The 12482-nt window shown below is 40.1% G+C and carries 11 protein-coding genes; 8 read left to right on the plus strand and 3 right to left on the minus strand.

Translation table 11 applies throughout. The features are described 5' to 3' along the window. Positions 1-160: 160 nt before the first annotated feature. Together AABJ44_RS09620 and AABJ44_RS09625 are read left to right on the plus strand one after the other, a co-directional pair. Entirely contained in the window at positions 161-1507 is a 1347-nt protein-coding gene (locus AABJ44_RS09620) for a TldD/PmbA family protein (RefSeq protein WP_338368731.1), read from the plus strand. A 12-nt stretch (positions 1508-1519) separates the two neighbouring features. Beyond that, on the plus strand, positions 1520-2743 hold the full coding sequence (locus tag AABJ44_RS09625) for a metallopeptidase TldD-related protein (RefSeq protein ID WP_338368732.1): 1224 nt from the start codon (positions 1520-1522) through the stop codon (positions 2741-2743). Here the strand turns inward: AABJ44_RS09625 and ruvB are convergent. Beyond that, positions 2740-3789, minus strand: a complete 1050-nt coding sequence (gene ruvB / locus AABJ44_RS09630; protein ID WP_338368734.1) for a Holliday junction branch migration DNA helicase RuvB — start codon at positions 3787-3789, stop codon at positions 2740-2742. The two genes, AABJ44_RS09625 and ruvB, sit on opposite strands and share 4 nt — an antisense overlap. Positions 3790-3843: 54 nt before the next feature. Here ruvB and AABJ44_RS09635 point away from each other — a divergent pair, with 54 nt between their 5' ends. After that, positions 3844-4737 carry a YkvA family protein gene (locus AABJ44_RS09635; protein WP_338368737.1) on the plus strand — a complete coding sequence of 298 codons (894 nt, stop codon included), beginning with the start codon at positions 3844-3846 and terminating at the stop codon, positions 4735-4737. Between the two features lie 18 nt (positions 4738-4755). On the opposite strand, the gene ruvA is transcribed toward AABJ44_RS09635, so the two are convergent. Next, the gene (gene ruvA / locus AABJ44_RS09640) at positions 4756-5373 is read right to left on the minus strand and encodes a Holliday junction branch migration protein RuvA (protein WP_338368740.1); all 618 of its coding nucleotides are present in this window, start codon (positions 5371-5373) and stop codon (positions 4756-4758) included. A 282-nt stretch (positions 5374-5655) separates the two neighbouring features. On the opposite strand from ruvA, the gene AABJ44_RS09645 reads away from it, so the two are divergent. The 5 genes from AABJ44_RS09645 to AABJ44_RS09665 all read left to right on the plus strand — a co-directional run bounded on the left by AABJ44_RS09645 (position 5656) and on the right by AABJ44_RS09665 (position 10275). Further along, positions 5656-7041 carry a FliM/FliN family flagellar motor switch protein gene (locus tag AABJ44_RS09645; RefSeq protein ID WP_338368743.1) on the plus strand — a complete coding sequence of 462 codons (1386 nt, stop codon included), beginning with the start codon at positions 5656-5658 and terminating at the stop codon, positions 7039-7041. 94 nt (positions 7042-7135) lie between these two features. After that, positions 7136-7567: a Fur family transcriptional regulator gene (locus AABJ44_RS09650; RefSeq protein WP_338368744.1), complete on the plus strand. Its 432-nt coding sequence runs from the start codon at positions 7136-7138 to the stop codon at positions 7565-7567. Next, entirely contained in the window at positions 7560-7859 is a 300-nt protein-coding gene (locus AABJ44_RS09655) for a hypothetical protein (RefSeq protein WP_338368745.1), read from the plus strand. The genes AABJ44_RS09650 and AABJ44_RS09655 overlap by 8 nt, the downstream gene beginning before the upstream one ends. 85 nt (positions 7860-7944) lie before the next feature. Next, positions 7945-9102 carry a CobW family GTP-binding protein gene (locus AABJ44_RS09660; protein ID WP_338368748.1) on the plus strand — a complete coding sequence of 386 codons (1158 nt, stop codon included), beginning with the start codon at positions 7945-7947 and terminating at the stop codon, positions 9100-9102. A 114-nt stretch (positions 9103-9216) separates the two neighbouring features. Then, the gene (locus AABJ44_RS09665; RefSeq protein ID WP_338368749.1) at positions 9217-10275 is read left to right on the plus strand and encodes a metal ABC transporter substrate-binding protein; all 1059 of its coding nucleotides are present in this window, start codon (positions 9217-9219) and stop codon (positions 10273-10275) included. 97 nt (positions 10276-10372) lie between these two features. Here the strand turns inward: AABJ44_RS09665 and AABJ44_RS09670 are convergent, their stop codons facing one another. Beyond that, positions 10373-12469, minus strand: coding sequence for a methyl-accepting chemotaxis protein (locus AABJ44_RS09670; protein WP_338368751.1), 2097 nt, complete (start codon positions 12467-12469; stop codon positions 10373-10375). Positions 12470-12482 lie beyond the last annotated feature (13 nt).

A 12482-nucleotide genomic window follows, 5' to 3' on the forward strand; every position in this document is an offset into this window, starting at 1 on the left:
GGCTTATAATAACAGAAAACAGAAAAGTTTGAAATAAGGTAGTTTCGACAGGCTCAATCACAGTTGTCATTGAGAGAGGCATAGCGACTTTACAATTTAATTTTTTTCCATTTAAACAATATCCGTGTTATAATTAACTAATAAAAAACAGGAGGATTTAATGAAGTATAAATTTCCACAAGATTTGTATACAGAAGTCCGAATTGAAGACACTAAAAATGCCTGCTACAGTATGCAGAATGATGATGTTCTTGCAAACAGTGAAACATTAATAAAAGGCGCAATGATTCGTGTCTTCGATGGAAATCTCTGGTACACAGCTCAGACAAATGATACAGACACCAAATCAATTCAGAAAAAGATTGATGAACTTGCAGCAATCGCAAAACCAAACAAGGCTATTCTTGAAAATCCTATAGTAAAAAACTTTTCTGTAAACAAGGCAGAAATCTTAAAATTCCAGGGTAAAAACAGTCTTCGTAATCTCACTAAAAAAGACAGAGAAGACATTGTAAAACATTACAGGAAGAAATGTATTGATAAATCGATTCCAGAAATCAAAGTTACTTATCCAACCTTTTATTACTTTTCGAAAATCAAAGAGCTTTATACCAGCAAAGGTACAGAGCTCAAACAGGATTATCAGCGCTGTCGTTTTAGTCTCTGGTATGAAATTACCGGCCGCGAAGGAGTTGCCTACGGCGGAGGTAAACAGCTCTGGGGCTTTAATTTCAATGAACTGAAAAAACATGAAGCAGAAATTATTGAAGCAAGAGACCGCGCAGTAGACTTTGCAAAGAATAATACTCCTGTTGTTCCTGGCGAATACGTATGCGTACTCGCCCCTACTGTTACTTCAGTTTTCACACATGAAAGCTTTGGACACAAGAGTGAAGCAGACTTTATGCTCAACGATAAAACACTTCAGAAAGAATGGACAATGGGAAAGCAGGTTGCAAATCCTAAGGTTTCAATTGTTGATGAAGGCGATACCCTGCACCATGGTTACTGTCCTTATGATGATGAAGGCAATAAGAAAAAAGAAGTTTATCTGATTAAAGATGGAATCTTAAGTGGACGTCTTCATGATGCAAAATCTGCAGCTGCACTTGGCGAAGAGCCAACCGGCAATGCACGCGCACAGGACTTCAATTACGGTCCAATGGTTCGAATGACTAACACTTATATGCTTGCCGGTAATGACAAACCGGAAGACATAATAAAAGGTGTAAAAGACGGTATTTATGTTTACGACTGGAACTATGGAACTGGTCAGTCAACCTTTACAATTCAGCCTCAGAAGTGCTATAGAATCCGAGATGGTAAACTTGCAGAACCGCTCTTAGTAAATGTTGTTACAGGAAATGTTTTCCAGACTCTATTTGATATTGATGCAGTTGGAACTGACCTTGAATTCTTTAGCGGTACCTGCGGCAAAAATGGACAGAGCATGCCTACAGCCACAGGCGGTCCAACTATCAGAGTAAAAAAACTGACCATAAACTAAGGAGATTTAAAAATGCAGAAAGAAAAATATTTTTGTCAAACTACATATTCAACAGTTAAGATAGAAGAAAGCAAGATTGTTTCTTTCAATAAGATAGATCACACTTCAACCAGTTTCCGGGTTTACAAAGATGGTTTTGTTGGTGTTCATTATCAGCAGGGAAAAATGAGTGACAAGGAAGGCTATGCCCTTGCTGAAAAGAATCTTGAATTACAGCGACCTTACCCGTTTAAACTTGAAGGTGGAAAAAGAAGCCGCGATAAAAAACGAAAGCTTCTTTCTGATTCAGAACTAATGTCAAAAACTAAAAGTATTCTTTCTTATCTTACAAAAACATATCCAGACTTTATTTACTCTGGTACAGTTTATGCCCAGAACGAAACTAATACTCAGAAAAACAGTGCCGGTATGGACTATTCAACATCAGACGGACACAATGGACTTGAAATAAGTTTTAAGCACAAAAAGAGTAAAGATATTTATAACGGTTATTTTTCTGTAAATCTACGAAACTGGAGTACAAAGACTATTAAAGGAATTGCAGATAATTATCTTGCAAATTACTCTACAAAAGTAAAATTTCCAAAGGACTGCATTATTATGATGCCAACCTGGGAATTAACAGGAATGCTTAAACAGAGTCTGAATGCAGAAACTCTTGCACTTGGAACTTCCCTGCTCTCCGGCAAAGTCGGCGAAAAAGTCTTTTCTGACAAACTTACTGTTTCACACAACGTTTCTGATTCAAAAATGTGGATGAATACTTTCTGGGATGCAGACGGAATTGTTCACAAAGGAGACAAACTAACGTTCATTAGCAAAGGAAAGATTCTTCGCGGATACGCAGATAAAAGAATTGCAGAGAAATACAAAGTTGAATGTACTGGAAGTGCCTGGCATGATTATCAGGATATTCCAAAGAATGGCTGGATGAACTGTACCTTAAAAGATACCGGAAAATCTCCGAAAGAAATTCTCCAGGAAGCCGGAAAACAGTATGCGATTCTTCCTTTACTTTTCAGTGGCGGTGGATTCAAAGAAGACGGAACTTATGCAATGCCAGTCCAGGCATCTTACCTCACAGACGGTGAAAAGATTTTAGGACTTCTCCCACCATTCACAATGCGCAGCAATATGTTTGACATGTTTGGAAAAGATTTTCTGGGTTCTTCTAAAATCACAAAAATCTGGAACAAAGGAATGATACTCGTAAAAATGGAAAGGGGTAAACTTTAGAACAAGGTTCCCTGAGCGCCACCGTCTCTTGAGTCGGCGGCGTGTGTAAGTCCGAGATGAGTATACGCCTTCTCTGTCACCATTCTGCCACGCGGAGTTCTCTGCAACAGGCCGCACTGAATTAAATAGGGCTCATAATAATCTTCCAAGGTATCCATACTCTCGCCAATAGAAATTGCCAGAGTCTCAGCACCAACAGGGCCGCCTCCAAAGTTCTCAATAATTGAGCGGAGAATTTCGCGGTCATACTTTTCAAGACCGATGCCGTCTATCTCAAGGCGCTTTAAGCCGTCATCAACAATATCAACAGTAATAACATTACTTCCCGCTACCTGAGCAAAGTCGCGCATACGACGGAGAACACGGTTTGCAACACGAGGAGTTCCGCGGCAGCACTGTGCCAGCAGCATAGACGCATCCTCTTCAATTCCAATTTCAAGAATCTTAGCAGAACGCTTAATAATAGAAGAAAGCTCTTTTTGTGTATAAAACTCAAAACGAGGAATAAAACCGAAGCGGCTTCTCAGAGGACTCGAAACTGAACCGGCCTTTGTAGTTGCCCCAACCAGAGTAAACGGAGGAATCGGAATACGTACAGTACGTGCAGCCGCCCCCTGTCCGATAATCCAGTCCAGCTCAAAATCTTCCATTGCAATATAAAGCATTTCTTCAATGGCTGGCTTAAGGCGGTGAATCTCATCAATAAAGAAAACAGTTCGCGGAGTTATTGTCGAAAGAATACCGGCGAGGTCTTTTGGCTTGTCGAGGGCCGGAGCGCTGGTTACCTTAAAATCAACGCCAAGCTCGTGAGCGGTAATCTGTGCAAGAGTAGTTTTTCCAAGACCCGGAGGACCAATCAAAAGCAAATGATCCAATGGCTCTTCGCGGAGCTTTGCGGCTTCAATAAAAGTAGAAAGATTTTTCTTTACACTCTCCTGACCAAGAAAATCCGAGAGCATAGTCGGGCGCAGCTTGTTGTCCTGTTCATCATATCTGTCTCTTAAATCTGCGCGTACAATAGCAGAAAAATCTTCGTTTTCACTCATGCTTTTATTATAGCATATTTTATGGTAGATTTACAGTAAGTTAGATTAAGAAGCATGAAAAAGACAAAGCTTAAAGAAATAACTACATCTCAAAAGGCTCTGGAACTTTCTGAAGAACTCGGACAGAAAGCAGCAGACACAGAATCCCTGCCACAGGCCCAGGCAGAACTTGAAGAAAAGCTTCCCGCAATGAAGCGCGGGCCAATCAAAAAAGTCTGGGACAAGGTTCTTTTTCTCTGGGAAAAATACAAGTCTCCCGAAGTTCCGCTTCGTCTTAAAATCACAATCGTTGGCGCCCTTCTCTATCTTATTCTTCCAGCCGATGTGCTGCCGGATGTAATTCCAGGCATTGGCCTTGTAGACGATCTTTCTGTAATTCTCATAGTTTTCCGTGAAGTCTCAAAATACGTGCTTCCAAAAATCGAAAAGAAAATTGAACAGAAAATCTACGACACCTGTTACGAAAAAATAGACGAAAAACTTTCACTCATTTTTAAAGCAACACTGCTGAACACGCTCTGGACATTCCTTGCAAACGCACTCGGCTGTGCAATTCTGGTAATAAAACCTTTCGGCACTCCTTACTCGCGTTATGTAGCATACGTAGTCTTTGGCCTCACCGCCGCCTGGACATTTTTCCGCATAATCCGCTACCTGGTTCAGTACGGTGCAACAACAAAAAAAATTGCCGCAGCAATATGGCATCGCCGCAGCATTTCAAAAGGTCTTTCAGATTTTGTAAAAGAAGAATATATTTACATCAATTATATTTATGCCGGAATAGAAATTGCAAAAAGCTTTGTTCCTGAAATGCCAGAAATCCCAGATCTTCCGCAGATTATCAAAACTTTTGAAAAGCATTACAAAAAGCGCGTACTCTTATTTGTAATTCTTCTTGCTTTATATACCGCACTAATCTGGCTTACAAAATTCCTTCTGCTCAGATAGACGAAAGATCACCGCCCGCTACGCCAGTTCAACAATAACACGACGGAACAGAATATCCTCACGTTCTTTCTGAGACTTCCCTGCAAAGTCAGCCTCGTTGGTAAGCACTTCAACAAGCTGAGCAAGCTTCTGCTCAACAAGGCGTTTATCATAGCCCATTCCAACAAGAGAAGTCACAACATCAGAATAAGGAGAAGCAGCCGCAACACGAACAAGGCTTCCTTCTTCTTCACGAAGCTTAAGCTTGCCTTTAAGAGTAAGCAGCAATTTGCCGGCAGTTTTCTTTCCAACCCCCGGAATCTTTTCGAGCATCTCAAGGTCACCCTTTTCAAGAACATCCATAAGACGCGCAGAAGAAACCGCACTCATGATTTTTACAGCGCCCTTAGGACCAACACCGTCAACCTTCAGAAGGTCAAGAAAAACACTGCGTTCATCGGCACTCGCAAAACCATACAGACCCATAAGCTGGTCTGTGTGCTGCAGCCAGGTGTAAATCTTCGCCTCATTGCCAACCGGCGGCAGCATGTCGAGGTTAGAATCCGGCACGCAGAGATCCCATTCCACGCCATTCGTATCTATAAAAACCTGTTTCGGAAACTTTCCAGTAATAATTCCAGTAAGTGAGTTAAACATAAATTTATTATAGTTGAAAATCTTCTTTTCGTTAATAAGGATTCAAGGCGTTCCCATGCTTCGCATGGTCGGCTGTTCCGCACTTCGCTACGCTCACCGTCCTCGAAAACGGTAGTTTCGACAAGCTCAACCACCGTTTCCTGCGGTCGGCTGCTTCGCAGGTGCTCCATAGCCTAACGCAGAGAATTCTACTTACAAACAGTAGAATTCTACTATATCCTACGAAAAGTCGGATGACAATTTCAGATTCTCCTCTTATACTTAAATCATAAGGAGATGCTTATGGACGCACAGAGAACTGGAAAAATCATCAATTACCTCAGATCAAAAAAAGGGCTCACACAAAAAGAACTTGCCGCGCAGATAAACGTAAGCGATAAAACCGTAAGTAAATGGGAACGCGGAGACGGCTGCCCGGATATAGGCACACTCCCTGCCCTTGCAGAAGCACTTGGCACAGATGTAGATTCTCTTCTTAAAGGTGAACTAAAAGAAATAGATGACCCTAACAAACCAATAACTGCTTCTGAAATTGAACAATTACTTCACTCAATAAGTACAGAACAAGACACAGATACATCAAAAAGTCTTTTGAAAAATCCTAACTGCAGAATAAAGCTTTATGATTTTAAGCGTCCTGATTTATTTGGAAAATACGAGCTTCGCAAAATTTTCAATATGTTTCAATTACTCTGTGAAAAAATCCGGAATGAATTATTCAACAACAGAACAGATTTACTTAGAATTCAGGTTCTATCAGTTGATCAGCTTACAAACGAGGAGTATATACGAAGCCTGCCACAAAGAACTTTCTTCTATACTTATGATTATAATAACGCAGGTTTTACAGCTGAAGTGGATCCTTGTATCGGAAAAGTTTTATTAAAACAAGATTATGAAAAACATCCTGAGCTTACACAAAACGACAGCGACTGTTTGAAACTTACTTACGTTAATCATTTTATTCAAACAATGCAGGATTTAATTTACCAGAACACAGATAAATCTATTCCATGGGAAGAATTCGAGAAAAGCTTTAGCAGCGAAATTAACACACTGCTCCCAGGCTCCACAGGTCAGATTCCGGGGGAAATGTGTGTTCTTGTTACTCTTGAAATCACAAGTGACAACGATGGTGGTATGGTAAACATACAGTTTAATTATGCTTATTTTTCACATCTTTGCCGTAAAGCAGGTCTTTTTGGCAAGGACAATACAAATCTTCAGGAACTGACAGATATAAAATCACGTCCTCACGAAAACAATGTATATGCTGAATTTGGACGCTTTATTTCCGACACAGTAAACCTTGAACCAGGAACAATTCTGATGACTTCAATTAAATATAACACACCACTAAATGTAGTTGTTGATAATAAAGTGATGTTCACAGGTGAAGTATGTGTAGCAGATGAAAATTTTGCCATCAGAATCTACGACGAAAAAAAAGAAAACGCAATTTCTTATGATGAAGAACACTATATTGCGCTAAGGCTTGGAGGAACATACCTGCCATCAGAAAAGATACAGAGGCTTCATGAAGGTCACATAATTCCTTTAGACACAACTCCCGGTAAACCAGTCTCAATTATCAAAGACGGAATAAGTGTTGCGCGAGGCGAAGTTTTAGTTATCGATGAAATGTATGCAATAAAGATTATTGATTAATTTCAAATTTGATAATTATTCTCAAATTCAATTGACATTTTTTAAGCAATTCGTATAATTTGAGAATCGTTATCAAATTGGAGCTTTTCATAAAATGCAGAAAGCAGCATATAAAACAAAACAGCAGGAACTTCTTTTTTCGTATCTCCGCGAAATGCAGGGACAGCATTTTACTGCCGAAGATGTTCATGCACACTTTGAAGCAAAGAATATCTCCATTGGAATTGCAACAATTTACCGCCAGCTTGAAAAGCTTGTAAATGAAGGCAAGATTCAGAAATATTTTATAGATGACCATTCTGCTGCCTGCTTTGAATACTCCGGTGAAGCTTGCAATAAAAATGACCATCACTTCCATTTGAAGTGTGAACTCTGTGGCCGCCTTATTCATCTTGAATGTGATGAACTTGAAGAACTCGGCGGCCACTTAAAGACAGAACATGGTTTTGTTATCAATCCACTTCGTACAGTTTTTTACGGGCTTTGCACAGACTGTGCAGATAAGAAGGTAAAAGAAGATGAATAATCAAAAGCTTTTCCGCCTTCTTCGCGTTGCGGCACTTCTTACAGCTCTCTCACTTTTTGCAGAACTCACCTTTGAAGCTTTTCATACAGGACACGAAGCAGCCTGCCACGAAGAAGACTGCCCTGTCTGCCTTGTACTTCAGATAATTCATAACACAGAAAAAATCAGACAAAATACAGTTTCGGCATCGGTAGAGTTTACTTCAATCTTCTATATTAACATCATTCTTCTTTCTGCCCTTCTCCTCGCACCTGCAACTCTCGTAAAGCAGAAAGTTAAACTTGTGATTTAGATCCCCTGTCATGCTGAACCAATTTCAGCATCTATTAATAAGATCCCGAAACAAGTTCGGGATGACATCAAAAGGAAAAATCACAATGAACAAGAATATAAAAAATAAAAAACCCGTAGTCCTTATCACAGGCTACCTTGGTTCGGGCAAAACTACACTGCTTAACAACCTGCTTCGTCAGGAAACACGCCGCGTTGCCCTCATAGTAAATGATATGGGAAGCATTAACGTAGATGCTTCAATTTTGAAAAAGGAAGGCGCAAATGTTGCAGAATGCCCTATGTTCGAACTTCAGAACGGCTGTATCTGCTGCACCCTCCGCGATGAGTTTATTAAACAGATAGAAAAGATTTCTGCAATCGACAGTGTGGAAGTTATTTTCGTAGAAGCTTCGGGAATCAGTGACCCGGGTGCTGTAAGTGCCAGCTTCCTTGCCTACGAGGAAGACAATCCTGATACAAACGTTTATCTTACTTCGGTTGTAACAGTAGTTGATGCAGACAGAATCTACCGCGAGTTCCTGGACGACCTTAAGAAGCAGAAAGATGAAAAAGTTGATGAAAACAATCTTACAGCAGAGGAGATTTCCACTCTGATTGTTGACCAGATTGAGTTCTGTAACTTTATCGTATTAAATAAATGTGACCTGCTGGATGAAATTCAGCTGGCCGAGGTAGAAAAAATTGTCCGCGAGTTCCAGACCCGCGCTCCAATCTACCACAGTATAAACGGCAATATTGAACTTGAAAAAATTACAACCCGTGAGCCGTTCAACTTTGAACAGATAGATTCCTCTTCTGCAATTCAGAAGGCAATCAACAGCCTTAATGAACCAAACCGTGCTCAGCAGGGCTGTACCGGCGAATACGGAATCTCAAGTTTCGTTTACGAAGAAAAGCGTCCGTTCAACCGCGAAAAGTTTGCAGACTTTGTGAATAACAATTATCCAAAGGAGCTTATCCGTGCAAAGGGCTACATCTGGTTTTCTGATGCTGATGCAGACGTTCAGCTTTTTGAACAGGCCGGCCGTAACTCTTCTGTAATGGAAGTGTCTTACTGGATAGATGCCCTCGTTGAGGAGCAGAAAAAAGCCTTCCTTGAACAGAATCCCGACATAAAGGAAAACTGGGACGAGGAATTCGGAGACAGAGAAAATCAGATTGTATTCATTGGCAAGGGATACAATCAGGAAGAAATTAAAAAGGCACTGGAAAGTTGTCTTGATGAGAAGGCCATAGCGTAGCATACAGGAGGGGGAAGCCTCCCCCTCGCTCGCACTGCGTCGCTCGCTACCCTCTCTGCGGGGCACATCCCCGCAACGCCCCTGTAACTTTGAAATTACTTAAAGGAGAATAAAATGAAATTAAAGAAAACAATTTTAGGATTAATAATTCTTACATTACTCACAACAACTGTTTGCGCAAAAGCAAAGAAAAACGACAAGAACTCAAATAAGCTCAAAGTCGTAACCACCATTTTCCCAGAGTACGACTGGACCCGCGAAATCCTTGGAGACAACGCAAATAATGTAGAGCTCACCCTTCTTCTTGGAAACGGTGTAGACCTCCACTCTTACCAGCCATCAATTCAGGACATCGCCAAAATTTCCACCGCAGACATTTTCATCTACGTTGGCGGCGAAAGCGACGGATGGGTAGCCGATGCACTCAAAAATGCAAAGAATAAAAATATGAAGGTAATCAACCTTCTCGAAACACTCGGCGACAAAGTAAAAGCCGAAGAAATAAAGGAAGGTATGCAGGCCGAAGAGGAAGAAGAGCACGAACATCACCATCATGACAGCGACCACGATCACGATGATCATCATGAAGCAGAAGAACACCACCATCATCACCACGACGATGATGAAGAAGAAGTTGAATACGACGAACACGTATGGCTTTCTCTCCGCAATGCAAAAATCCTGAGTGCAGAAATCGCCGCAGCTCTCTGCGAAAAAGATGCAGCAAACGCCGCAGCTTACAAATCAAACCTTGCAGCATACACAGCCCGCCTCGATGCCCTCGATGCAAAATACACCGCAGCTGTAAATTCAGCATCAAAGAAAACAATTCTCTTTGGTGACCGTTTCCCATTCCGCTACCTCGTAGACGATTACAACCTCGACTATTTTGCCGCCTTCGTAGGATGTTCCGCAGAAACAGAAGCACGTTTTGAAACTGTAATCTTCCTTTCTAAAAAGGTAGATGAACTTGGACTCAACACAGTTCTTAAAATTGAAAGCGGTGATGGTAAAATTGCACGCACAATCGTACAGAACACAAAGAACAAGAATGCAAAAGTCCTTACAATGGATTCTATTCAGTCTACAACTGCAAAGCAGGCTGCAGCTGGAACTACATACCTTAAGATTATAGAAGACAATCTCAAGGTTCTTGAAGAAGCATTAAAATAAGTTAAAAAAACTAAGGTGATTTAGATCCATGAGCAGACTGGCTGCTTAGCACAGCCGGAGCGTCGAAGGAATCTAAACCACCTTAATTCATATTCAATTAAACTTCAAACTGATCAATCTGAGAACTAATCTGACCGATTGTCTCACCTACCTTTGTTGCTATATCAATCAATTCAGAACTACTCTTATCAATCTGTTTAGTATTAGAATCCATAAGATTGATGAAGGCCTGCATTCTGTCAGCACTAGATTTAAGACGTTCAACCTGCTCAAGAATCAACTGGTTCCCCTGAGCCATTTCTTTAGAGGCAGAACTTACTTCAGATGAACTGTCATTCATATCACGCAAGGCCTCAATAATCTGAGAAGAACCAACCTTCTGTTCAGCCATAGCATTTTGAATAAGCTGTACAAGTTCGTCGGTATTTTTAATTCCGTTTTCTACAGTACTAAAGGCTTCACTCGACTGTTTAGAAGCAGCTACTACCTCTTCAATAGAAGCACGGATATGCTCAAGTCGTTCACCAATAGTTGATGACTGGATTGTAGAGTTTTCAGAAAGCTTACGGATTTCATCAGATACGACAGAGAAGCCCTTTCCAGCTTCACCAGCATGAGCCGCTTCAATTGCGGCATTCATGGCAAGCAGGTTTGTCTGACGTGCAATATTTGCAATTACCTGGTTTGCTTCAAGAAGCAGCTTAGAATCAGATTCAATCTTCAAAAGCATCTCATTTACACCAGACTGTTTCTGATAACCATCGCGGGCACTTTCAGAAAGTATATTAAATGAACCTACCATCTTCTCTACTGTATTAGTAACAGAATCAATATTACCAATCATCTGTTCAACAGCACTGGAAGCCTCTGTTACACCTGCTACCTGATTTGTAATCATTTTCTCAAGTGATGTAATATTAGAAGCTATTTCATTTACAGCAGTTGATGTTTCATTTATACCATCTGTCTGTTCCTGAATACCGGAAGTAGTTTCAATAATACTGTCTTTAATATTTTCAATTGCATCAGCAGAAGCTTCTGTTGTCTTTGCAAGAATATCACCCGCACTTGAAAGAGTAATCTGGGATTTCTTTAATTCAGAAACTATAGACTGCAGCTTTTCTGTAAACCGGTTAAAGCCAACTACAATTGCACCAATTTCATTATTCGAAGAAATACTGATTCGTTTTGTAAGATTTGCATTTCCAGAAGCAATTTCATTGATTGTCTGCTCAACCTTCTTAAGAGGATGCAATAATGAGAATAAAAGAAGTCCTGTAATTAAAAGAAGAACAACAACAATAACACCAAACGAAATCAGCATAATTTTTCGGATAGAATGACCGGCAGAATAAATCTGGCTTTCAGAAATATTAAAACCAATACTCCATGGAGCATTATGAACCGGTGCATAGGTTACAAATAAACGTTCATCAGATGTCAGTGATTTTATCCAGCCGGAACCGATTTTTCTGGCTGTCATATTCTGGGCAATTTGTTTTAAATCTGCATGGTCGTTGGAAAGGTCTGCAATAAAATTTTTCTTCATGGAATAACCATATTCAGGATAACTGATAACAGTTCCATTTCCATCAAGCATCCAGGCATTACCAGTTTCACCAAGCTGAATATCACTAACCATTTTCTGCATTGTACTTAAAGGATATACTCCGGCAAATATACCAAGTTTTTTTCCATTTACAATTAAAACATGCGCAACGTAAAAAATCGGCTTTTTAATTACTTCATCCATTTTCGGATTACTTACATATTGATAGTTTCCATCAACAGCAATAGCCTTATAAATTTCTTCATTACGAAAATCTGCAATAGTTCCATCATCACGATAGGCAGTACCATCAAGAGTTACAAAATACATAGCATCAATATTCGAACTCTTTTTTTCATTTCGGGCACACATCCATGCAATAATCTTATCATTATCAAGTGACTGAACAATATCTGCATCAACATAAGTTCTTATTTCACGCAGATACATATTCAGACGGTTAGTAAGCATCATAGAATAAGCCTGAGTAATTTCACTACAGTTTTCTCCATAACTCTTACCAGTAGATTTATTTGAATAATTAGTTATCAGAAAAAGCTGTCCTGCAGTAAGAACAATAAAAACTAAAGCGATGGTTGCAATCAAAACGCCGATAAGGCTTGTTTTTCTATTGGAATTCTTCATACACATCACCCCG

The organism is Treponema bryantii (genome assembly GCF_036492245.1).
Taxonomy (GTDB): Bacteria; Spirochaetota; Spirochaetia; order Treponematales; family Treponemataceae; genus Treponema_D; species Treponema_D bryantii_C.